17 protein-coding genes and 1 riboswitch are annotated in these 21,929 nt (G+C 66.1%); of the genes, 7 read left to right on the top strand and 10 right to left on the bottom strand.

Annotated features, from left to right (window positions below; all coding sequences use genetic code 11):
* Positions 1 to 164 precede the first annotated feature (164 nt).
* Positions 165 to 1,925, bottom strand: a complete 1,761-nt coding sequence (locus EPB08_RS13310; protein ID WP_130619894.1) for a phosphoenolpyruvate carboxykinase (GTP) — start codon at positions 1,923 to 1,925, stop codon at positions 165 to 167.
* Between the two features lie 235 nt (positions 1,926 to 2,160).
* Positions 2,161 to 2,739, bottom strand: a complete 579-nt coding sequence (locus EPB08_RS13305) for a TetR/AcrR family transcriptional regulator (RefSeq protein WP_130619592.1) — start codon at positions 2,737 to 2,739, stop codon at positions 2,161 to 2,163.
* A 120-nt stretch (positions 2,740 to 2,859) separates the two neighbouring features.
* On the opposite strand from EPB08_RS13305, the gene EPB08_RS13300 reads away from it, so the two are divergent.
* From EPB08_RS13300 to EPB08_RS13290, 3 genes are all read left to right on the top strand, one after another.
* Complete coding sequence (locus tag EPB08_RS13300) at positions 2,860 to 3,753, top strand: alpha/beta fold hydrolase (protein WP_130619893.1); 894 nt, start codon at positions 2,860 to 2,862, stop codon at positions 3,751 to 3,753.
* A gap of 43 nt (positions 3,754 to 3,796) precedes the next feature.
* The gene (locus tag EPB08_RS13295) at positions 3,797 to 6,268 is read left to right on the top strand and encodes an acyl-CoA dehydrogenase (protein WP_130619591.1); all 2,472 of its coding nucleotides are present in this window, start codon (positions 3,797 to 3,799) and stop codon (positions 6,266 to 6,268) included.
* Positions 6,269 to 6,375: 107 nt separating this feature from the next.
* Positions 6,376 to 6,846, top strand: coding sequence for a hotdog fold domain-containing protein (locus tag EPB08_RS13290; RefSeq protein WP_130619590.1), 471 nt, complete (start codon positions 6,376 to 6,378; stop codon positions 6,844 to 6,846).
* Between the two features lie 3 nt (positions 6,847 to 6,849).
* Here the strand turns inward: EPB08_RS13290 and EPB08_RS13285 are convergent, their stop codons facing one another.
* From EPB08_RS13285 to EPB08_RS13250, 8 genes are all read right to left on the bottom strand, one after another.
* Entirely contained in the window at positions 6,850 to 7,845 is a 996-nt protein-coding gene (locus EPB08_RS13285) for a diguanylate cyclase domain-containing protein (RefSeq protein ID WP_130619589.1), read from the bottom strand.
* Complete coding sequence (locus tag EPB08_RS13280; RefSeq protein WP_130619588.1) at positions 7,842 to 8,411, bottom strand: chemotaxis protein CheB; 570 nt, start codon at positions 8,409 to 8,411, stop codon at positions 7,842 to 7,844. Before EPB08_RS13280 ends, EPB08_RS13285 begins: the two co-directional genes overlap by 4 nt.
* A gap of 1 nt (position 8,412) precedes the next feature.
* The gene (locus tag EPB08_RS13275) at positions 8,413 to 9,282 is read right to left on the bottom strand and encodes a CheR family methyltransferase (RefSeq protein ID WP_130619587.1); all 870 of its coding nucleotides are present in this window, start codon (positions 9,280 to 9,282) and stop codon (positions 8,413 to 8,415) included.
* Positions 9,279 to 12,941, bottom strand: a complete 3,663-nt coding sequence (locus EPB08_RS13270; protein ID WP_130619586.1) for a response regulator — start codon at positions 12,939 to 12,941, stop codon at positions 9,279 to 9,281. Before EPB08_RS13270 ends, EPB08_RS13275 begins: the two co-directional genes overlap by 4 nt.
* Before the next feature lie 74 nt (positions 12,942 to 13,015).
* On the bottom strand, positions 13,016 to 13,927 hold the full coding sequence (locus EPB08_RS13265) for a CPBP family intramembrane glutamic endopeptidase (RefSeq protein ID WP_229238334.1): 912 nt from the start codon (positions 13,925 to 13,927) through the stop codon (positions 13,016 to 13,018).
* A gap of 284 nt (positions 13,928 to 14,211) precedes the next feature.
* Positions 14,212 to 15,813 (bottom strand): peptide chain release factor 3, encoded by a 1,602-nt coding sequence (locus EPB08_RS13260; RefSeq protein ID WP_130619585.1) that lies wholly within the window; start codon positions 15,811 to 15,813, stop codon positions 14,212 to 14,214.
* Between the two features lie 204 nt (positions 15,814 to 16,017).
* The gene (locus tag EPB08_RS13255) at positions 16,018 to 16,680 is read right to left on the bottom strand and encodes a M24 family metallopeptidase (RefSeq protein ID WP_130619584.1); all 663 of its coding nucleotides are present in this window, start codon (positions 16,678 to 16,680) and stop codon (positions 16,018 to 16,020) included.
* Between the two features lie 82 nt (positions 16,681 to 16,762).
* On the bottom strand, positions 16,763 to 17,119 hold the full coding sequence (locus EPB08_RS13250; RefSeq protein ID WP_130619583.1) for a DUF1304 family protein: 357 nt from the start codon (positions 17,117 to 17,119) through the stop codon (positions 16,763 to 16,765).
* Positions 17,120 to 17,328: 209 nt separating this feature from the next.
* On the opposite strand from EPB08_RS13250, the gene EPB08_RS13245 reads away from it, so the two are divergent.
* The 4 genes from EPB08_RS13245 to EPB08_RS13230 all read left to right on the top strand — a co-directional run bounded on the left by EPB08_RS13245 (position 17,329) and on the right by EPB08_RS13230 (position 21,811).
* Complete coding sequence (locus tag EPB08_RS13245) at positions 17,329 to 18,120, top strand: hypothetical protein (protein WP_229238333.1); 792 nt, start codon at positions 17,329 to 17,331, stop codon at positions 18,118 to 18,120.
* A 149-nt stretch (positions 18,121 to 18,269) separates the two neighbouring features.
* A riboswitch (SAM riboswitch) is annotated at positions 18,270 to 18,386 on the top strand.
* An 87-nt stretch (positions 18,387 to 18,473) separates the two neighbouring features.
* The gene (gene metX / locus EPB08_RS13240) at positions 18,474 to 19,502 is read left to right on the top strand and encodes a homoserine O-succinyltransferase MetX (protein ID WP_130619582.1); all 1,029 of its coding nucleotides are present in this window, start codon (positions 18,474 to 18,476) and stop codon (positions 19,500 to 19,502) included.
* Between the two features lie 36 nt (positions 19,503 to 19,538).
* Positions 19,539 to 20,729, top strand: a complete 1,191-nt coding sequence (metB, locus tag EPB08_RS13235) for a cystathionine gamma-synthase (RefSeq protein ID WP_130619581.1) — start codon at positions 19,539 to 19,541, stop codon at positions 20,727 to 20,729.
* The gene (locus EPB08_RS13230; protein ID WP_130619580.1) at positions 20,726 to 21,811 is read left to right on the top strand and encodes a homoserine dehydrogenase family protein; all 1,086 of its coding nucleotides are present in this window, start codon (positions 20,726 to 20,728) and stop codon (positions 21,809 to 21,811) included. Before metB ends, EPB08_RS13230 begins: the two co-directional genes overlap by 4 nt.
* The last annotated feature ends 118 nt before the right edge of the window (positions 21,812 to 21,929 follow it).

Raw genomic sequence — 21,929 nt, 5'->3', positions numbered from 1 at the left:
GGGTTTAGAGAAGTGGCCAGTGAGGCCGATTCTCGCACCTGTAGGAGCGCACCCAGTGCGCGAAAGGCCTACGGAGCGGTGAGACCGTAGCTCCGCGGTCGCGCACTGGGTGCGCTCCTACAGGGGATAGGTGAGGCCGGCCATTGTTGTGGCCGGCCGTTGGGTCAAGCGGCCTCGGCGGTATCCAGCGCCTTGGCGATGCGCTGCTGTTCAACGTGCAATGCGTCCGGCAGTCGATCGCCGAAGCTGTGCAGGTACTCACCAATGGCCGTGAGCTCGTCGCTCCAGCCGGTGTGGTCGACGTGGAGCAGGGTGTCGACGGTACGACGGTCGAGCGAGAGGCCGTCGAGCTTGAGCTCGCCATCCGAGGGCACGGTGCCGATCGGCGTCTGACGGCCCTTGGCGCGACCCTCGACGCGGTCGATCATCCACTCCAGCACGCGCAGGTTGTCACCGTAACCTGGCCACAGGAAACGGCCGTCCTCGCCCTTGCGGAACCAGTTCACGTGGAAGATCTTCGGCAGCTTGGCGCCCTGCTTGTCGAACGACAGCCAGTGACGGAAATAGTCGCCGTAGTGGTAGCCGGCGAACGGCTTCATCGCCATCGAATCGCGGCGCAGCACGCCCACTGCACCGGTGGCGGCGGCGGTGGTTTCCGAGCCCATCGCCGCACCAATCAGCACGCCGTGTGCCCAGTCGCGCGCCTCGAACACCAGGGGTACCAGCGACGGACGGCGGCCGCCGAACACGATGGCGCTGATCGGCACGCCCTGCGAATCCTCCGCACGCGGCGACCAGGTCGGGCATTGCTTCGCACTCACGGTGAAGCGGGAGTTGGGATGGGCGGCCGGGCCGTTGGCCGGATCGTACGGACGGCCCTGCCAATCGGTGACCGGCTTGCCCGGCAGGCCTTCCCACCACGGCTGGTTGTCTGCGGTGACGGCGACGTTGGTGAAGATCGTGTCGCGCGCGATGGTCGTCAGCGCATTCGGGTTGGTAGCGACGCTGGTGCCCGGGGCGACGCCGAAGTAGCCGGCTTCCGGGTTGATGGCGTATAGACGTCCATCCGCGCCGGGGCGCATCCAGCAGATGTCGTCGCCCACGGTCCACACCTTCCAGCCGTCCTTGCGGTAGCCCTCCGGCGGAATGAGCATGGCGAGGTTGGTCTTGCCGCAGGCCGACGGGAACGCCGCGGCGACGTAGTGCGTTTCGCCCTTGGGGTTCTCGATGCCGACGATGAGCATGTGCTCGGCCAGCCAACCCTCGGACTTCGCCTGGTAGCTGGCGATGCGCAACGCGTGGCACTTCTTGCCCAGCAGCGCGTTGCCGCCGTAGCCGGAGCCGTACGACTTGATGGTCAGCTCCTCGGGGAAGTGCATGATGAAGCGACGCTCGGGGTCGAGTTCGCCGGTGGAGTGCAGGCCCTTTACGAAGCTGCCTTCGCGCTCGATGCGTGCCTGTGCGGCGGCGCCCATGCGAGTCATGGTGCGCATGTTGGCCACCACGTACGGGCTGTCGGTGATCTCCACGCCGCAGCGTGCCAGCGGGGAATCGATCGGGCCCATGCAGTACGGGATGACGTACATGGTGCGGCCTTCCATGCAGCCGTCGAACAGCGCGTCCATCTTGGCGTGCGCGTCCGTAGGAGCCATCCAGTGGTTGTTCGGGCCAGCGTCCTGCTCGTCCTTGGTGCAGACGAAGGTGAGGTGTTCGACTCGGGCCACGTCGGAAGGGCTCGAGCGATGGAGGTAGCAACCCGGGTGGGTCTGCTGGTTGAGTTCGATCAAGTCGCCGGTCTGCAGCATCTGCCGCACGAGCTGGCGGTATTCGGCATCAGAGCCGTCGCACCAATGGATCTTCGCGGGGCGGGTCAGGGCCGCCACTTCGTCAACCCAGCGCTGCAGCGATTCCAGCTTGCTCGACATCATGTTCCTCACTCTGGTCTTAAGCTAAAAAAGAGTAGAAACGCTAACTTACGTGCACTGGCATCGCAAGGTGGGACGCAGCAAAAGGTAACTGGGCGCACCATAAAATGCTGCCTGAGCCGGCAGTTAGGGGCCGGATTGCAGACCACTTGGACCGCTTTGCTACCAGTGGGCGCAGACCATAAAAAACGCCGCCCGAAGGCGGCGTTTTGTGTAGGCAGATGCCCCCCCGAACTCAGTTCGGAGTCAGCGTCCTGATCATGTGTTCGACGTAGGCGTCGAACTCATCGTGGCTGATCCGCGGCAGGCCCAGGGTGAAGTTGAGCTGCAGGAAGCCGACATAGGCGGCATAAGTGAGGCGGGCGCGGTTGAGCGCTTCCTGCGAGTCCAGCCCGGCTTCGCGGTAGATGGTGGTGAGGAATTCCATGCGGCGCTGGGAAACGCGGGCCATCACCGGCACTACCTGCGGGTGGTCCAGCGCCTTGAGCAGCGCGGCATAGACCCGGTGGGGCGCCAGCTCATGTGCCACGCGGCGGAACAGCTCCGGCAAACGGGCGCGCGGATCGGGCATGGACTCGATCTGCGAAATGACCTCGCGCTCGCCGTACTGCTCCCAGCGCTCCAGGGCGGCCTGGAGCAGGGCTTCGCGGGTGCGGAAATGCCAATAGAAGCTGCCCTTGGTGACACCGAGCTGGCGGGCCAGGGCTTCGACGGCGAGGGCGTTGACGCCCTGGTCGGCGATCAGCTTGAGGGCGGCGTCTTCCCAATCCTCGGCGGAAAGGCGAGTGCGTTCAGGTTTGGCGCTTGCATTCATGTGCGTATGTTAACTCAGTCGGGGAGCGTGCATCGGTTGAAACTTCAGGTCCCCGAATCGCCTTGCCGTCGGGTCGGCACATATTGACGTGGCGGTTTGTCGCAATCCATACTCATGCGTATGGTATCGACATCCCCCATCGAAACCCCGGTGACACGAGTGGCCTCGGTTGACGGCCTCGAGCTCGCCGTTGAGGTGCGCCACCCTTCGGGCAGCCCGACGCTGCTGTTCGCCCATGGCTTCGGCCAGACCCGCGGCGCCTGGCGCGGCGCCTCCACCGCGTTGGCGGAGCAGGGTTATCGCTGCGTCACGTTCGATGCCCGCGGTCACGGCGAGAGTGGCCGGGTGGCTGGCGGGGACTACCACATGGAGCAGTTCGTCGGTGACCTGCGCCTGCTGGCGCATGCCGAACTGCGCAAGCCGATCCTGGTGGGTGCCTCCATGGGGGGCTTGCTGGGCCTGATGCTGGCCGGCGAGATCGACCCCCACTCGTTCCGTGCTCTGGTGATGGTCGATATCACGCCGCGCTGGGAGACCGCTGGCGTCGAGCGCATCCTGGCCTTCATGCAGGCGCACCCAGATGGTTTCGCCAGCTACGCCGAGGCCGCCGAGGAAATCGCCCGCTATCTGCCCCACCGCGCCGAGCGCAAATCCGAAGACCAGCTTCGTCCGCTGTTGCGTGAAGGCAGCGATGGCCGGCTGCGTTGGCACTGGGATCCTGCGTTGCTGGGCGGCCAGCTGATCCAGGAAAGCGAGCGCTACCAGCCGCGCCTGATGGCGGCGGCGGCGAAAGTGCGCGTGCCGGTGCTGCTGCTCTCTGGCGGTCGCAGCGATGTGGTGTCGCGCGAAACCGTCGATGAATTCCTGCAATTGGTGCCGCATGCCGAGCACGTCGAATTGCCGCGCGCCACCCACATGGTGGCCGGCGATGCCAACGATGTCTTCACCCGTGAGATAGCACGGTTCGTGGGCAAACTCTCCAATGTCGACCGCGGCGATGCGGTGGCCGTATGAACCCTTTGATCTGCCAAGTCTTCATCCGTAACGAGGTGTTGTGATGTCCGTAATCCTGACCCTGCTGGCGGCACTCATTGCCACCGGTGCCTGTGCCTATCACCGGAGCAGCCTGCGTACATGGGCCATCGCCACGGTGATTACCACTGTCGTGGTCGGTGCGCTGACCGGTGCACCCTGGACCACCTTCGTGCTGCTCGTGATCGAGCTGGCGATCGCGGTGCCGCTGCTGATGAAGCAATTCCGTCGCAAGCAGATCAGCGCGCCGCTGCTGAAGATGTTTGCCAAGGTGACGCCGAAGCTGTCCGAGACCGAGCAGACGGCGCTGGAGGCGGGCACCGTCGGTTTCGAAGGCGAACTGTTCTCCGGCAAACCCGACTGGCACGCGCTGCTCACGCAGCCGCGGCCCGAGCTGAGCGTGGAGGAGCAGGCCTTCATGGACGGCCCGGTCGAAGAGCTGTGCGGCATGATCGACGACTGGCAGATCACGCACGAACTGGCCGACCTGCCGCCGGAAGTCTGGGCCTTCATCAAGAAGCACAAGTTCTTCGGCATGATCATCCCGAAGCAGTACGGCGGCCTGGGTTTCTCGGCGCTGGCGCATTCGGCGGTGCTGCAGAAGCTGGCGACGATGTCCGCGACGGTGGCCTCCACCGTCGCCGTGCCGAACTCGCTGGGCCCGGCGGAGCTGCTGCTTCACTACGGCAGCGACGAGCAGAAGAACCACTACCTGCCGCGCCTGGCGGTGGGCGAAGAAATTCCCTGCTTCGCGCTCACCGGCCCATACGCCGGTTCCGATGCCACGTCGATCACCGACTTCGGCATCGTGTGCAAGCAGATGGTGGATGGCGTCGAGACGCTGGGCATGAAGCTCACCTTCGACAAGCGCTACATCACGCTGGCGCCGATCGCCACGGTGGTGGGCCTGGCTTTCCGCCTGTACGACCCCGAGAAGCTGCTGGGCGACAAGGAAGACCTGGGCATCACGCTGGCGCTGCTGCCGCGTTCGACGCCGGGCCTGGAAATCGGCCGCCGCCACTTCCCGCTCAATATCCCGTTCCAGAATGGTCCGCTGCACGGCAAGGACGTGTTCGTGCCGCTGTCGACGCTGATCGGTGGCCCGCACATGGCCGGCCACGGCTGGCGCATGCTGGTGGAATGCCTGTCGGTCGGCCGCGCGATCTCGCTGCCGTCCAACGCCACCGGCGGCGTGCGCGCCGCGGTGGCCGCGACCGGCGCGTATGCGCGCATGCGCAAGCAGTTTGGCCTGTCCATTGCCCGCTTCGAGGGCGTGGAAGAGGCGCTCGCGCGCATCGGTGGCCTCACCTACGCAACCGCAGCACTGTCGCGCGCCACGGCGGCGGCGGTGGACCGAGGCGAGAAGCCGGCGGTGCCGTCCGCCATCGCCAAATACCACGCCACCGAATGGGGTCGCGTGATCGCGGGTGATGCGATGGACGTGCATGGCGGCAAGGCCGTGCAGCTGGGCCCGAAGAACTATGCGGGCCGCGCCTGGCAGGGCGTGCCGATCGCGATCACGGTGGAGGGCGCGAACATCATGACGCGCAGCCTGATGATCTTCGGCCAGGGTGCGATCCGCTGCCATCCTTATGTGCTGAAGGAAATGCAGGCGTTGTCGATCGCCGACTACGGCGAGCGCTTGCGCACGTTCGACCGTGCCCTGTTCGGCCATATCGGCTTCGGCATTTCCAACGCGGTGCGCAGCTTTACGCTGGGCCTTACCGGTTCGCGCATCGGTGACACGGCGGGTGACGCCTATACGCGTCGCTACTACCGCAAGCTCAATCGTTACTCGGCTGCGCTGGCGCTGTGCGCCGATACCTTCATGGGCGTGCTCGGCGGCAAGCTGAAGTTCAAGGAAAAGCTCTCCGCGCGTCTCGGCGACGTGTTGAGCTACCTGTACATCGCGAGCGCGATGCTCAAGCGCTACGAGGACACCGGCCGTCCGGAAGCGGATCGTCCGCTGCTGGCCTGGGCGTTCCATGAGTGCATGTGGCGCACGCAGATGGCCTTGGATGGTGCGATCCGCAACTTCCCGGTGAAGCCGGTGGCCTGGCTGCTGCGTGTGCTGGTGTTCCCATATGGTCGTCGCGAAGTGCCGCCGTCGGATCGCCTCGGTCGTCGCGTCGCCGCGCTCATCACGGCGCCAGGCGAGGCGCGCGACCGTCTCACCGAGTGGGCGTATCTCGCACCGACTGCGAACAACACCATTGGCCGCATGAACGCGCTGCTGCCTGACGTGATCGCGGCGGAGCCGGTGGAGCGCAAGTTCGGCAAGGCGCAGAAGGCCGGTCAGTTCAAGTCGCACGACTACAACGGCCAGCTCGCCGAAGCGCTGCAGGCCGGGGTGATCAGTGCGGCCGAGCACGACCTGCTCAAGCGCGTGCGCGAAGGCGTGGCCGAGTTCATCGCCGTCGACGACTTCGATCCGGCCGAGTTGCGTTCGGCGACAAGTCGTGCCGAGCGCAACAAGAAGCTGGCGGACGCGGCCTGAAGCTGACCCGTCGCCCCGGCTCGCCCGGGGCGACGATCGGGTTCTCGCATCTCGATTGATGTAGCAGCCGGGCGGCGCAAGCGGGCCGCCCAAGCAGGAGATTTGCCATGAGCCAGACCCTGTCGCTGTACCGGAAGCTGGTTTCCCTGCCGGGCGGCCGCTGGCTGTATGGCCGCCTCATCTGCTTCAAGGCGCCTTACTTCGCAACCATTGCGCCGCGCTTCGTGGCGCTGGAGCCCGGACGCTGCACGGTGGATATCCGCGACCGACGCCGCGTGCACAACCATATCGGTACCGTCCATGCGATCGCGCTGTGCAACGCGGCGGAGCTCACCGCCGGCATGATGACGGACGTCAGCATTCCTTCCAGCATGCGCTGGATTCCCAAGGGCATGACGGTGGAATACCTGGCCAAGGCGAAGGGTAGGTTGCGCGCCGAAGCGACACCCGAGGCCGCTGCCGTGGAAGCGACCAGCGGCTACGCGTGGCCCGTGAACATCAACGTGCGCAACGCGGCCGGCGATGCCGTGTTCCGTGCCCGCATCGACATGTGGTTGTCGCCCCGCAAACAGGGTTGAAGGTTACGAGGCGAGCACGCAGCGGTTCTTGCCGGCGTCCTTGGCCTGGTAAAGCGCGCGGTCGGCGCATTGGATCAATTCCTCATCGCCTTGCCCGATGCCCTGCCAGACCGCGACGCCAAGACTGGCACTGACGTGCGCGGTGAAGGCGCCATGGCGTCCTTCCAGTGGATAGGGTTGGGCGAGTACGGCGCATATTTCCTCGCAGCGCTTCACCAGCGAAGCAACGTCGCTCACGTCTTCCAGGATCAGCGCAAATTCGTCGCCGCCAAGCCGCGCGACGGTATCGTTCGCACGTACTTCGCTACCGAGGCGGTCCGCAATCGCCTGCAGCAATGCATCGCCCGCCGGATGGCCATGGTTGTCGTTGATGCCCTTGAAGCCGTCGACGTCCAGCAGGGCCAGTGCGAAATCGACCTGATGGCGCGGTGCCCGTTGCATGGCGGTGCCCAGGCGATCATGGAACAGCGTGCGGTTGGGCAGACCGGTGAGCATGTCGTGCGTGGCCTGATGGCGGATGCGTTCCTCGATACGCTGGCGCTCGGCGATTTCGGCGTTGAGCTGCGTATTGCGCTCCTCCAGTGCGGTCAGCGTCGCCTTCAGCTCCGCGCGGGCGCGGTACAGCTCGAGGAATACGCGCACCTTGGACTGCAGGATCATGTCGTTGATCGGCTTGGAGATGTAGTCCACCGCGCCAAAGTGATAGCCGCGCACGCGGTTGATGTCATCGGCATAGGCCGCCGTGACGAAGATGATGGGCGTGTCGCGCAACCGTTCATCCTCGCCGATCAGGAAGGCGACTTCGAAGCCGTCCATCTCCGGCATGTTCACGTCGAGCAGGATCAGTGCGAACTCGTGGTCAAGGCATAGCGCCAGCGCATCGTTGCCGTTGCCGGCTTCGAATACCTGCGCTCCGCTGTCGGCCAGCAGGCGGCGCATCGCCACAAGGTTGGCAGGCGTATCGTCGACGACGAGGATCTTGGGAGCTGGAGTGGTCATGGCAGGCAGAGGCGATTGAGCAGCGGCGCGATTGCCGCCAGGGGAAGGCAATGGTCGGTGCCGGCGATGTCGAGCGCAGCCATGGGCATGGCGGGCGATTCGGCGTCGGCCGGGTCCTGCACGATGGCAAGGCCGCCGTTGCGACGGATGCGCGCCAGTCCTTCGGCACCGTCGCTGTTGGCCCCGGTCAGCAATACGCCGATCAGGGTGTCTCGATAGGCCTCGGCGGCCGATTCGAACAGCACATCGATGGACGGACGCGCATAGCTCACGCGTTCGTCCACCGACAGCGAGAAGCGCCGGCTGGGCTCCACCAGCAGGTGATAGCCGCTGGGTGCGACGTGGATCACGCCCGCCTCCAGTGGCGCGCGTTCGCGGGCTTCCACTACCGGCATGCTGGCGTGACGTGCGAGCAATTCGCACATCAGGTCCACGGTTGCCGAGCCGGTGTGGCAGCACACGGCGATGGGCTGCGGCAGGATGGGGAGCAGGCCGGAGAACAGGATCTCCAGCGCGGTGAGGCCACCCGCCGAGCATCCGATGACAATGGCTACGGGTGCGGCCATATCAGTCCACACCCGTGGTGCGCGACCCGAGACGATAGATGCGCAGGGGAGCGTTGACGGGCGTGAAGTCAGCGGCAGCCGGGGAGAAATCCAGGCTTTCGCGCGTGCCCAGGCAGAGGAAGCCGCCACGCACGAGGCTGTCGCGGAACAGGGCGAGCGTGCGGTCCTGCAGCGGGTCGGAAAAATAGATCAGCACGTTGCGGCACAGCACCAGGTGCGCTTCGCAGAACACCTCGTCCGCGACCAGGTTGTGATTGGCGAAGGTCACATGGCGGCGCAACCGCTGGTCGAGCTTGATCAGTTCGTAGCGCGCGCTGTAGTAGTCGGCCAGCGAATGCCTGCCGCCGGCTGCCTGATAGTTGCGCGACCACAATTGCGCCTCCCTTGCCGGATAGATGCCTTCCTGGGCGTGGCGCAGCGCACTCTCGTTGAAGTCAGTAGCGTAGATCTGGGTGCGTTCGTAAAGCCCGGCCTCTTCGAGCAGGATGGCCAGCGAATACACCTCCTGCCCATGCGCGCATCCGGCCTGCCAGATATTGATCTGCGGATAGGAGGCCAGCACGGGGAACACCTGCTCGCGCAACGCGAGGAACACGTCCGGATCGCGGAACATTTCCGATACCGGTACCGACAACCCCTCAAGCACCACGGGCAGGAAACCCGGTTCATGCAACAGGCGCGTGGTGAGCGTGCTCACCGTGCCCGATTGCTGGGACTGGACCAGCTGCAACACGCGCCGCTTGAGCGAGGCAGGTGCGTACTGGCTGAAGTCGTAGCCATGCCGGAGCTTGAGCGCACGCACAAACAACTCGACCTCGATGTCCTCGAGGGCGGTGTCGGTGGTGCGCACGGGGCCGGCAGGTTTGTTCATCTGTGCAGCCACACATGCATCATCGACGACAGCTTGTCGATGTCGATCGGTTTGGACAGATAGTCGTTGGCGCCGGCTTCGAGGCATTTTTCGCGATCGCCGCGCATGGCCTTGGCGGTGAGCGCGATGATCGGCAGCCGCGTGAACTTCGCCTGCGAGCGGATCCCGCGGATGGTGTCGTAGCCATCCATCACCGGCATCATCACGTCCATCAGGACCAGCTCGATGCTGTCGTGCTCGTCCAGCACCTTGAGCGCCTTCTGGCCATCCTGCGCCATGGTCACGTGCATGCCCCAGCCGCGAAGCACCTTGGACAGCGCAAACAGGTTGCGCATGTCGTCGTCGACCAGCAGCACCTTGCGGTCGCGTAGCTGCCCGGCATCCGGCGCGGCCTGCGTCGCAGGTGTCGACGCGGTGTGACGCTGCTGCCCGCCCTGGAAGCTGTGCAGGAACAGGCTCACCTCGTCCATCAGGCGTTCCGGCGAGCGGGCTCCCTTGATGACGATGCTGTCGGTGTACTGGCGAAGCTTCAGGCTTTCCTCGCGGCTGAGTTCGCGGCCGGAATAGATGACCACCGGTGGGACCTTCCCGCTGGCCGACAATTGTTCCAGGAATTCGATGCCCGACATGCCCGGCAGACCAAGGTCCAGCACGACGCAGTCGTAGTGGGTGCCTTTGACCAGCTCGAGCGCCTGTTCCGCGGTGCCTGCCTCGTCGATCGTGACGTCTTCCTGGCGCAGCAGGGTGCGCAGCGCCGCGCGCGAATCGGCATCGTCATCGACGATGAGCAGGTGGCGCATATGGCCTTCGGCAAAATGCAGCAGGCGCTCGAAGGCCGCGCCGATCGCTTCGCGGCTCACCGGTTTGGTCAGGAAGCCCACCGCGCCCAGGTCGCGGCCGCGGCTGGCCTCGTCCACTGCCGAAATGAAATGCACCGGCACGTGGCGGGTGGCCGGGTTTTCCTTGAGTCGCTCGATCACCGTCCAGCCGTCCATGCCAGGCAGCATCACGTCGAGCAGGATGCCGGTGGGCGTGTGGTTGTGCGCCAGCTGCAGTCCCGATTCACCATCCATGGCGACCAGCACGCGATAGTCCTTGCGGCGGACCATGTCGGCGAGGATGCGCGCGAACACCGGATCGTCCTCGATGATCAGGATCACCGTGTCGTCAGCGGCGATATGGCCACGGTCATCCTCGACGGTTTCCGGCAACAGGGCCGAGGTCGTCAAGGGGCGTGCCGTGGCTGGCTTGGAGGCTGTCGCGGACGGCGTAGCCGTGGTGCCGGAAGGCCCCTGCAGCGGGAGAAGAATGGTGAACGTGCTGCCATGCCCCACATCGCTCTGCAGCATGATGTCGCCACCCAGCAGCTCGGCGATGCGCTTGGAAATGGTCAGGCCCAGGCCGGTACCTCCGTACTGGCGGCTGGTGCTCGCATCCACCTGCTCGAAGGCGTGGAAAATCTTCTGCACCTTGTCCGGCGGAATACCTATGCCGGTATCGCTGACCGCAATGGCCAGCGTGTCCCTGCCCTGCAGGGCGGCCGGCAGCGCGATGGCGGTCGACGGGCGTCCTATCTGCACCCGGACCGAACCCTGGTGGGTGAACTTGAACGCATTGCCGATGAGGTTGTTCGCGACCTGCTCCAGCTTGGGCGCGTCGGTGCAGATGACCGCCGGCAGCGTGGCATCGATGTCCACGTGGAAGCCGAGCTGTTTTTCCTGCGCCACGTGACTGAACGTGCGTTGCAGTGCGCGTTCGAGATCGGCCAGCGGGAACTCGTCGAGCACGATTTCCATCTTGCCGGCCTCGACCTTGGACAGGTCGAGGATGTCGTTGATGAGCCGCAGCAGGTTGCTGCCGGAGTCGTGGATGATGCGTGCCGATTCGATCTGCTCGGCGTCGAGATTGCCTTCGCGATTGTCGGCCAGGCTGCGTGAAAGGATCAGCAGGCTGTTGAGTGGCGTGCGCAGCTCGTGCGACATGTTGGCGAGGAATTCGGACTTGTACTGGCTGGCACGCGCCAGTTCCTCGGCCTTTTCCTGGGTCTCGCGCTGCAGCGCTTCGAGTATCTGCTTCTGGGTGTTGAGCGTGTCCGTCTTCTGGCGAAGCTCTTCGTTGGATGCCTGCAGCTCTTCGGTCTGCACGCGCAATTCTTCCTCCGAGGCGAGCAGGCGTTGCGATTGCTCCTGCAGCTCGCGGGTCTTCTCGTTGAGTTCCTCGTTGGTGGTCTGCAGGTCTTCCTGCTGGCGGCGCAGCACCTCCTCGGAGGCGCGCAGTTCGTCCGCCTGTTCGCTGGTGCGATGGAGCAGGTCCTGCGTGCGCAGGGCGCGCCCGAGGTTTTCCAGCGACAGCGCGGCGATCGGCAGCAACTCGTCCAGCAGGCGCAGCTGGGTTTCGGTGAAGTGCTGGAAGCTGCCGATCTCCAGCACGCCCAGCAGCTTCTCGCGCAGCAACAGCGGCATCACGGTGATCGCGCGCGGGGTGGACTCGCCCGTCCCGGAGTGGATGCGCACGTAGTCCTCGGGCACTTCCTGCAGGGTGATCGGCTTGCGCTCCACTGCGCACTGACCCACCAGGCCCTCGCCGATCCCGTACTCGGCGCTGAGGTGGCGGCGTTCCTGGTAGCCGTAGCTGCCCACCAGGTGCAGGCGGCCGTGCTCCTCGTCGTACAGGTAGAACACGCCGACGCCTGCCTGCAGCAGCGGCACCAGCGTGCCGGTAAGCCGCTCGCCGAATTCGCGCTGGTCACCCACCGTCTGCAGGTCACCGGCGATCTGCGAGACATGCGTCTTCACCCAGGTCTGCTCGCTGGTTTCGATCGCCATCTGCTTGAACACGTGCAGGGCACGGGCAATCTCGCCGATCTCGTCGCGGCGTTCGACCTGCCGGATTTCCACCGTGTGGTCATGGTTTGCCAGGCGGGTCATCAGGTCGGTCATGCGCCGGATCGGTCGCGTGATGAGCCGGAACGTCATGCGGATGACCGAAGCGCCCAGCAGCAGAGAGAGCAACGTGGTCAGGCCGGTGACGAGCTGTACGAAACGCAAATCCCGGCGTTGCGCCTCTTCGCGCTGGTCGAGCAGGGACTGTTCGGTCGCATCCATCTGCTGGATCAGACCGGTGAGGTCTTCCATGGGTACCGCGAGCTCATTCAGATACGTGCTCTGGATACGTTCGCGCTGTACGGCTGCGGCGATCGGATCGGTAGCGGTGACGCTGCGGATCGCGTCGATACCCTTGACGGTGATTTCCTGCTGCCATTTGACGGCAAGCTCTTGCAGCCGGTCGATGCGCGCCTGCTGCAGGGGGTTGTCGGAAGTCAGGCGGCGCAGCTCTGCGATCTGCTCGTCGGTGACGCGGTTGTACTTTTGGAATGCATCCAGCTGGGCCGTGTTGCGGGTCAGCACGAAGGTGCGGGCCGAGATCTGGCTCTGCATCAGCGACTGCGTCAGATCATCCAGCTTGATTTCAACGTCGTAGCTATGCCTGACCCAGTGCCAGCTCGTGGTCTGCCGACCCACCGACTGCAGGGTCACGATGCCGGAGATGACGAAGAGCAGCAGCAGGGTGCCTATCGCCAGCAGGATCTTGTATTGCACCGGCTGATGCGCAAGCCAGGAGTACTTGCTGCGGGGCGGGACCGCGGGTCTGTCGTTCATGGTGACCTTGGCGTTGGGCGAGCCGGGCGGTGGCGATCAGGTTAGCCACCCGTTTGTGAAGGCGATAGCAGCTGTCAGGCGGCAGAGGGCGCACGGCGGCGCCATGCAGGCGGCACGATGGTGCCGCGGCGCAACGCGATGATCAGCAACACGGCCGAGCAGCACGAGCACAGGATGAGCGCGACGACGGACGCTTCCGCGCCGAACTTGCCACCGCTGAGCCAATCCGGACCAGTGCGTTCGGAGACCAGCCAGCCGTGTGCAGAGGTGCCCGACACCGGGATGCCGAACACGGTGCCCTGCATGAGGTTCCACGCCGCATGCAAGCCGATGCAGGGCCACAGCGAACGGGTGACGTGATAGAGCAGGGCGAGAAGGACGCCGGCCTCGATGGCGATGGCCAGCGAGCTCCACAGCGTGGCGCCGGGATTGAAGATATGCGCCGCGCCGAAGAACAGCGCGGAAATGGCCAGCGCCCACCAGGTGCCCAGGCCTTCCTCCACGATGCGGAACAGCACGCCACGGGTGATGATTTCCTCACTGATGCCCGCGGTAATACCTACGGACAACACGGCCGGAAACCAGTCCACGCCTTGGTCGATGCCGGTGACGTGATAGCTGCCGGCCAGCCACAGCACCAGCACGACCGCACTGAATAGCGCAGTGCCGAGCAACAGGCCGGCCGGGAGCAGCGCGGGCAGGTCGCGCAGGGCGAATTCCCGCATGGCGCGGCGTTCGATGGCTTTCACCACCACCGCGTAGGCCACCCCGGTGGACACCAGTTGCACGAACAGATTGCCCCATACATGCGACAGGGGCGTCGTGCCCGGCCCGTAGAAGCCGAGGTTCACGTTGGACGTCAGCTCAAAGAGGGTGAAGAAGAGCACAACGAAGAAAGCGATGCGCGCGACGGGGGAAAACACCATCCAGCGTTGCCAGGGTGTCGCGGAGGCGGGTGTGGTGAAGGCGATCTGGCTGGCTGGCACGAAGGACACTCCCCTGTTGGACGCGGGGAGCGTAGCAGTGCAGGTGGAGTTGGGCACGGGCCGGTGGTCACTGGCGGCCTGGACGCTACCCCCGACTGTGTACCGAGCCGTCTCCGCCTGATCAGCTGCAGGCTATCCAGCAGCGCGGCACAGCGGCGACGATGCGGGGAACTGCATGCCCGTCATTCCTGCGGAGGCAGGAATCCAGCGCCTTGGCTTGCAAGCGGAAGTCGCCGTATCCCTGCGTTCGCAGGGACGACGGTGAGGGTGCAGGAAAGGCTTGCTTAGAGATCGATCGACGTCGCGTGTTCACGCGTGGCCGAGAAGCGCACCGCGGGCGAACGCTCCTGCGCGAGCTGCAGGTTCACGCGCGACGGTGCGAGATAGACCAGCTCGCCCGCCGCGTCGATGGCGAGGTTGTTGGCGTTCTTCTCGCGGAATTCCTCGAGCTTCTTGGCGTCGTCGCAATGGATCCAGCGCGCGGTCGCCACGGTAACCGGCTCGAAGCTGGCATCCACGCCGTATTCGTCCTTGAGGCGGTAGGCCACCACGTCGAACTGCAGCACGCCCACCGCGCCGAGAATCAGGTCGTTGCTCATCAGCGGACGGAAGAACTGCGTGGCACCTTCCTCGGACAGCTGGGCCAGGCCCTTCTGCAGCGCCTTCATCTTCAGCGGGTCACGCAGGCGCGCGCGGCGGAACAGTTCGGGCGCGAAGTTCGGGATACCGGTGAAGCTGACCATCTCGCCTTCGCTGAAGGTATCGCCGATGCCGATGGTGCCGTGGTTGTGCAGGCCGATCACGTCGCCCGGATAGGCGTTCTCCACGATCTCGCGGTCGCTGGCCATGAAGGTGAGCGCGTTGGCGATGCGCACGTCCTTGCCGGTGCGCGTCTGCATCATCTTCATGCCGGCGCTGTAGGTGCCCGAGCAGACGCGCATGAAGGCAATGCGGTCGCGGTGGGCCGGGTCCATGTTCGCCTGGATCTTGAATACGAAGCCGGTGAGGGCGCCTTCGTCAGGCTTCACCTCACGCGAGAGCGTGGCGCGCGAGCGCGGCGAGGGCGCGTGCTCGACGAAGAAGTCCAGCAGCAGCTGCACGCCGAAGTTGTTCACCGCCGAACCGAAGAACACCGGCGTGAGCTTGCCGGCGAGGTACTGCTCGACGTCGAACGGATGCGAGGCGCCCTGCACCAGTTCCAGTTCATCGCGCAGTTCGGCCAAGGCCTCGGCGCCGATGGCGGCTTCGAGGCCCAGGGCGTCGAGGCCCTTGAAGATGGTCGAATCCTGGCGCGTGAAATTCTTGCCCTGCTCGAACACGTGCACTTCGTCGAGCAGCAGGTGGTACACGCCCTTCAGGCGCTTGCCCATGCCGATCGGCCAGGTCAGCGGCGCGCAGGCGATGCCCAGCACCGACTCCACTTCGTCCAGCAGCTCGATAGGCGAGCGGCCCTCGCGGTCGAGCTTGTTGATGAAGGTCATGATGGGCGTGTCGCGCAGGCGGCACACCTCCATCAGCTTGATGGTGCGTTCCTCCACGCCCTTGGCGCAGTCGATCACCATCAGCGCCGAGTCCACCGCGGTGAGCACGCGGTAGGTGTCCTCGGAGAAGTCCGCGTGGCCCGGGGTGTCCAGCAGGTTGACGATGCGGCCCTCGTAGGGGAACTGCATCACCGACGAGGTCACCGAGATGCCGCGCTCCTTTTCCAGCGCCATCCAGTCGGAGGTGGCGTGGCGGGCGGCCTTGCGGCCCTTCACCGAGCCGGCCATCTGGATCGCGCCACCGAACAGCAGCAACTTTTCGGTCAGCGTGGTCTTGCCCGCGTCAGGGTGGCTGACGATGGCGAAGGTGCGGCGGCGGCGGGTTTCGGTGAGATGCGTGGACATGGCGGTTTCTGGGCTCGCGAACCCGCCATTGTACCAAGGGTGGGGGAGGGGTGCCGGTCTGTGGGAGCGCACCCTGTGCGCGACAGCCTACGGAGCGGTGACGCCCGGCCGTGCGTTCAGGCGACGACCGAACACGGAGGTACCCCGCCACTCCGCGGTCGCGCACAGGGTGCGCTCCCACAAGGGAGGGGCCGCTAAGACGCCTTACGCCGTCAGCAAATCCTCGTAGAACGCCCCATAGGGCTCGGTGGGATGGGCGATCTGGATCTCCAGGATCCACAGGCCGCTCGAGGGCCGCTCACCCAGCTCCCCCAGGTCGCCGGCCTTGTGCACCGAATGCGGGAAATCGCTGACGCGATGCCCTTTGATCTCGTGGTTGAGCCGCCAGCCCATCGCTTCGGCCTGCTGTTCGGCGAAGGTGTACAACGCCTCGCCGCTGAGGCCGCGCATGCGCCAGGCGTCGGCCACACGGTGGAAGAGTTGGCGTGCCGCCTCGGCGCAGGCCTGCATCTGCGGGGCATGCCCGACCACGAAGGTGTCGCCCACGTCGCCCTCATGGCCGTCGAACACCAGCCCGAGGTCGATGAAGTAGATGTCGTTCTCACCCAGTCGAGCGTCGGGCTCGGAGCGTTCGCGGTAGGTCTTGGTGGTGTTCGGTCCGATGCGGATGATCACCGGATGCCACAGGCGTTCCATGCCCAATTCGCGGAACACCTCAAGCGCCATGGCCTTGGCGTCGTCTTCGCCGATGCCCGGGGTCATTCGCGCCCGAATGCCCTGCAGGGCGGTCCAGCTGCGCTCGCGGGCGTGCTGCATCCGTTGGGGGTCGAAGCGGTCGCCGACCGCTTCCTGTGGGGTAGGGGTCATGAAGGCAGCGAGAGGCTGGTGGGGGAGGGAAAGCTTCGCACAGGGCGGCCCGCCAGGCAGGTGCCGCGCGCCGCGCCAGCCGTCAGGCGAGCAACATCAGCACGATGCCGACCAGCGCCGGCAGGGCCTGGATCCACAACACCTTGCGCGTGGCGGTCAGCCCGCCGAACACGCCGGCGACCAGGACGCAGCCGAGGAAGAACAGGGTCACTGGGCGCCCGCTGGCGCCCATCCACAGCCCCCACAGCAGGCCGGCAGCAAGGAAGCCGTTGTAGAGCCCCTGATTGGCCGCAAGCACTTTCGACTGCTGCGCGAACTCCTCGCTGAGGCCAAAGGCGCGCCGGCCCGACGGGCGGGTCCACAGGAACATCTCCAGCACCAGGAACCACACATGGAGCAGGGCGACCAGTGCGACGACGAGGGTGGCGATCAAGGACATCGGCGTGGGCAGGTGGCTGGGCGAGGCGCGCAGTGTTGCAGCCCGTGGCAGCTGCGGCAAACCCGCGCTAACACTTCCGGCCAATGGCCGCCCCCGGTGGCCCGGCGTAGCTTCGTGGGGCTGGGTCCGAAGGGAGTTCGCCCGAAGGACAGTGACGTCGCGCCAGGGGTAGGGCATCGCCCGGCCAATCCAACTGCGGAGTCACCATCATGAACAAGTCACTGTCTGCGGGGCTGTGCCTGCTGTTGCTTTGCCCGATCGGCGCCATGGCCGGCGGGCCGTTCGACGGTACCTGGAAGGTTGACATGAGCAAGGTGCAGATGCCCAAGAAGCCCGACGTGCTCGTGCTGAAGGACGGCATGTACGAGTGCAAGACCTGCGTTCCGCCCGTCAGCATCAAGGCCGACGGGCAGGATCATCCCGTTGCCGGCCATCCTTATTTCGATGCGATGGCCGTGCAGGTCGTGGATGCGCACACCGTCAAGGAGACCGACAAGAAGGGTGGCAAGGTCGTGGCGGCTTCCACCACTACCGTGGCTCCCGATGGCAAGACGGCGCATGTCGAATTCAGCGACAGCAGCAACTCCAGCGGCGCGCCGGTGACCGGTACTGGCGAGCTGAAGCAGGTTGCCGCGGGGCCCGCCGGCTCGCACGCACTCTCCGGCTCATGGGTTACGGCGAGCATGGGTCAGATGTCCGACAACGCCACCGAGATCACCTTCAAGGAAGACGGCGGCATGTTGAGCATGAGCTCGCCGACCGGGCAGTCGTACCAGGTGAAGATGGACGGCACCGAAGGGCCCTACAAGGGCGATCCCGGCATCAGTGCCGTCACCGTGAAGACGGCCGGCAAGAACTCCATGGTCGAGACCGACAAGCGCGACGGCAAGGTGGTTGCCGTGCTCACCTCCACCGTATCCGCCGATGGCAAGACCATGCACGTGCTGTTCGACGACAAGCTGCGCGATCGCACGATGACCTTCGAGGCGGTCAAGCAGTGAGTCGATGCCCTGCCGGGGCCGCCAAGGCCCTGGCACGGCAAGGTTTCACGCGAAACCGACGATTTCCATCACAAATAAGCCGATGGCTAGGTGCATAGACGTTTAGACGTCTATTGACACGAGGTAACGCCTGCCGTTAGATTCTCCTTCACTCATCGAGACCGGCTGAGGGACAGGCCCTTTGAAGCCGGGGCAACCTGCGGAATCTTTCCGCAACGGTGCCAATTCCTGCGGCGGCGCTACGGGCGCCAGCCGCGAGATGAGGGCAGAACCGCACCGCCCGCGCATCCGCTGGCCGTGCGTCGGCTCTCTTCTCCGGTCCGCAGGTCGATGCCCGACCGGAGAAGATCGAGATGTCCAGCCAGCCGCAACCCGTACCGCCCGCTGTGTCCGCCTCTGTAGCGGCCGCCGGCGCCATGCGGCCGGATCTCACCACCCAGCGCAGCACCCGCCGCGTCACGCTCACCCCCAAGTACGGCAGCGCCCCCCGCGAAGTGGATGTGCGCTACCTGTGGTGCGGCGCGCCGGACGCGCCCACGGTCATCGTGCAGGGCGGCATCTCGGCCAGTCGCGACGTGGTCGCGCTGGACGATGAGACCGCCGCGGGCTGGTGGCAGGAGCAGGTGGGTGCGGGTCGCCCGGTGGACCTGGACCGTTACCGCGTGCTGTCCATCGACTGGATCACCCCGGCCGACCTCGATGGCGTGCAGGCCGTGTCCAGCGAGGATCAGGCCGACGTTCTGGCGGCGCTGGTCGACGCGCTGGGCATCGGCCGCGTGCATGCCTTCATTGGCTCCTCCTACGGCGCCATGACCGCGCTCGCCTTTGCCGCCCGCCATCCGTATGCGCTGGGCCGCCTGGTGCTGCTGGCCGGCGCACATCGCCCGCATCCGCTGGCCACGGCCCAGCGCTCCGTGCAGCGCGGCATCGTGCGCCTGGGCCAGGACTGCGGTCAGCCCGAGCAGGCGCTGGCGCTGGCCCGGCAGCTGGCCATGACCACCTATCGCGGCAGCGAGGAGTTCGCCAAGCGCTTTGCCGCCGCCCCGGAGTTCCGCGAAGGCCGCTTCCACTTCCCGGTCGAGGACTACCTGGAGCACGCCGGTCGCCGCTTCGTCGAACGCTTCGACGTGGAGCGCTTCCTCGCGCTGTCCGAATCCATCGACCTGCATGACGTGCAGCCCGAGGAGATCGCCGCGCCGTCCACGCTGATCGGCTTTCCGTCCGATCGCCTGGTGCCGCTGGCCGACTTGTGCGAGCTGCAGCGCCGCCTGCATGGCCCGGCCACGCTCGAAGTGGTCGAGTCGCCCTACGGCCATGACGCCTTCCTGAAAGAGACCGACCGTCTCGCGCCGCTGCTGCGCGAAGCACTGGCCGGCTGTTGACCCGATACCGATAAGCATCACGCACGGAGATTCACCATGAGCGACACCCCCGCCCCCTGTACCCGCGCCGTGCGCGCCGGCATCGAATCGGACACCCAGCACGGCGCCGTGGTGCCGCCGCTGCACCTGTCCACCAACTATGCGTTCGACGGCTTCGGCAACAAGCGCGCCTACGACTACTCGCGCAGCGGCAACCCCACGCGCGACCTGCTGGGCGAGGCATTGGCCGAGCTGGAGCAGGGCGTCGGCGCCGTGGTGACGGCCAGCGGCATGGCCGCGGTGGCGCTCGCGCTCGAGCTGGTGCCGGCGGGTTCGCTGGTGCTGGCCGCGCATGACTGCTACGGCGGCACCTGGCGCCTGCTCGACGCATGGGCGAAGAAGGGCCGTTTCCAGGTGCGCTTCGTCGATCTCACCAACGGCCACGCGCTGGCCGAAGGCCTGGCGCTCAAGCCGTCACTGGTGTGGGTGGAAACGCCCTCCAACCCGCTGCTGCGCATCACCGACATCCGCCACGTGGCGCAGGCCGCGCACGCCGTGGGCGCGCTGCTGGTGGTGGATAACACCTTCCTCTCGCCCGCCTTGCAGCAGCCGCTGACGCTGGGCGCTGACGTGGTGGTGCACTCGACCACCAAGTACATCAACGGTCATAGCGACGTGGTGGGCGGCGCCGTGGTGGCGCGCGACCAGGCGGTGGCCGACCAGCTGAAGTGGTGGGGCAACTGCAACGGCCTCACCGGCGCGCCGTTCGACAGCTTCCTCACCCTTCGCGGTCTGCGCACGCTCAGCGTGCGCCTGCGCCAGCACCAGGAAAACGCCGTGCGCATCGCCGAGCGTCTGGACGGCCATGCGGCCGTGCGCAAGGTCTACTACCCGGGTCTGGAGAGCCATGCTGGCCATGCGCTGGCCGCACGCCAGCAGCTGGGTTTCGGCGCCATGCTGAGTTTCGAGATCGAAGGCGACGTGCCGCACATCGAGGCCTTCGTCGACGGCCTGCGCTATTTCTCGCTGGCCGAGTCGCTGGGTGGCGTGGAAAGCCTGGTGGCGCATCCGGCCACGATGACCCATGCCTCGATGGCGCCGGAGGCGCGCCGCGCCGCCGGCATCGCCGACAGCCTGCTGCGCCTGTCGGTGGGCATCGAGGATGGCGATGACCTGCTGCGCGATCTCGACGCTGCGCTGTCGCGTGCGCTGGCCGTGGGCGAAGGCAAACGCCGGGTGAGCGCATGAGCGCGGTGCTGGCGGCAGAAACGGTAGCCGCATCGAAACAGCAGGCACACGCGTCGATCGCCGCGGTGCTGCTTGGCACCGGTGTGGTCGGCGGCGCCTTCCTCAAGCTGCTCAATACGCCGGCAGCGTCTTCGATCCGCCTGGTTGGCGCTGCCAATTCGCGCCGCCAGCAGACGCATGCGGAACAGCTGGCCGATCGTGCTCTGCGCGAGAAGCTCAAGAGTCACGGCGACGTGCGTGACGACGCCGCGCTGCTGTCCGCGCTGGATGCGAACGACGCCTCGGTGAAGGTCATCATCGACGCCACCGCTTGCGGCACGCTCGCTTCGCGTCATTCGGAATGGCTGGCGCGCGGCTACCACGTGGTGACCGCGAACAAGTCGCTGGCCGGTGGCGATCTGCCTGGCTGGCGCGCCTTGCAGGCTGCGCTCGCGCAGGGCGGTCGCTACGGTGACTCGGCGACGGTGGGCGCGGGTCTGCCGGTGATTTCGACGCTGCGCCGCCTGCGTCATTGCGGCGACGCGCTGCTCACGCTCGAGGGCGTGTTCTCCGGTTCGCTCTCCTACCTGTTCAACCAGTACGACGGCAGCCAGCCGTTCTCCGCGCTGCTGCGTCGTGCGCGTGAACTGGGCTACACCGAGCCCGATCCGCGCTCGGATCTTTCCGGCGAAGACGTCGCGCGCAAGTTGCTGATCCTCGCGCGCTGCGCGGGCTTCGCGTTGCGTCCGGACGAAGTGGAAGTGGAAAGCCTGGTGCCGGAAAGCCTGCGCGGCGTGGATGTGGAAACCTTCCTCGCTCGCCTCGAGGAACTGGACGAGCCGCTGGCGACACGTCATGCCGAAGCAGCATCGCGCGGCGGTTCGCTGCGCTTCCTGGCGCGCCTTAACCAGCGCGGCCGTGCCCGGGTGGGCCTGGTGGAAGTGCCGGCCAACCATCCGGCCACGCGCCTCTACGGCACCGACAACCAGTTCGCCCTCAGCACCACGCGCTACAACACGCAGCCGTTGGTGATCCAGGGGCCGGGTGCGGGGCCGGAGGTGACGGCGCAGGCGTTGCTGGGGGATGTGCTCGCGCTGGTGTGAGCGTAGCGCGGCTTGGATCGCGCACTGGGTGCGCTCCTACAGAAGATCTGCGTCGCTGTTGTGGGAGCGCACCCTGTGCGCGACTACCTCATCGCCCAATAAAAAACGCGCGGTTTAC

This window comes from Dyella amyloliquefaciens (assembly GCF_004296575.1).
Lineage (GTDB): Bacteria > Pseudomonadota > Gammaproteobacteria > Xanthomonadales > Rhodanobacteraceae > Dyella > Dyella amyloliquefaciens.
The sequence above is the reverse complement of the archived record's forward strand: the minus strand, read 5'-3'. Positions and strand labels throughout refer to the sequence as shown.

What these genes read in the sequence shown, in the direction of transcription:
- EPB08_RS13310 (WP_130619894.1), bottom strand. Translation starts at nt 1,925, where the DNA reads ATGTCGAGCAAGCTGGAATCGCTGCAGCGCTGGGTTGACGAAGTGGCG.
- EPB08_RS13305 (WP_130619592.1), bottom strand. Translation starts at nt 2,739, where the DNA reads ATGAATGCAAGCGCCAAACCTGAACGCACTCGCCTTTCCGCCGAGGAT.
- EPB08_RS13300 (WP_130619893.1), top strand. Translation starts at nt 2,860, where the DNA reads ATGGTATCGACATCCCCCATCGAAACCCCGGTGACACGAGTGGCCTCG.
- EPB08_RS13295 (WP_130619591.1), top strand. Translation starts at nt 3,797, where the DNA reads ATGTCCGTAATCCTGACCCTGCTGGCGGCACTCATTGCCACCGGTGCC.
- EPB08_RS13290 (WP_130619590.1), top strand. Translation starts at nt 6,376, where the DNA reads ATGAGCCAGACCCTGTCGCTGTACCGGAAGCTGGTTTCCCTGCCGGGC.
- EPB08_RS13285 (WP_130619589.1), bottom strand. Translation starts at nt 7,845, where the DNA reads ATGACCACTCCAGCTCCCAAGATCCTCGTCGTCGACGATACGCCTGCC.
- EPB08_RS13280 (WP_130619588.1), bottom strand. Translation starts at nt 8,411, where the DNA reads ATGGCCGCACCCGTAGCCATTGTCATCGGATGCTCGGCGGGTGGCCTC.
- EPB08_RS13275 (WP_130619587.1), bottom strand. Translation starts at nt 9,282, where the DNA reads ATGAACAAACCTGCCGGCCCCGTGCGCACCACCGACACCGCCCTCGAG.
- EPB08_RS13270 (WP_130619586.1), bottom strand. Translation starts at nt 12,941, where the DNA reads ATGAACGACAGACCCGCGGTCCCGCCCCGCAGCAAGTACTCCTGGCTT.
- EPB08_RS13260 (WP_130619585.1), bottom strand. Translation starts at nt 15,813, where the DNA reads ATGTCCACGCATCTCACCGAAACCCGCCGCCGCCGCACCTTCGCCATC.
- EPB08_RS13255 (WP_130619584.1), bottom strand. Translation starts at nt 16,680, where the DNA reads ATGACCCCTACCCCACAGGAAGCGGTCGGCGACCGCTTCGACCCCCAA.
- EPB08_RS13250 (WP_130619583.1), bottom strand. Translation starts at nt 17,119, where the DNA reads ATGTCCTTGATCGCCACCCTCGTCGTCGCACTGGTCGCCCTGCTCCAT.
- EPB08_RS13245 (WP_229238333.1), top strand. Translation starts at nt 17,329, where the DNA reads ATGAACAAGTCACTGTCTGCGGGGCTGTGCCTGCTGTTGCTTTGCCCG.
- metX (WP_130619582.1), top strand. Translation starts at nt 18,474, where the DNA reads ATGTCCAGCCAGCCGCAACCCGTACCGCCCGCTGTGTCCGCCTCTGTA.
- metB (WP_130619581.1), top strand. Translation starts at nt 19,539, where the DNA reads ATGAGCGACACCCCCGCCCCCTGTACCCGCGCCGTGCGCGCCGGCATC.
- EPB08_RS13230 (WP_130619580.1), top strand. Translation starts at nt 20,726, where the DNA reads ATGAGCGCGGTGCTGGCGGCAGAAACGGTAGCCGCATCGAAACAGCAG.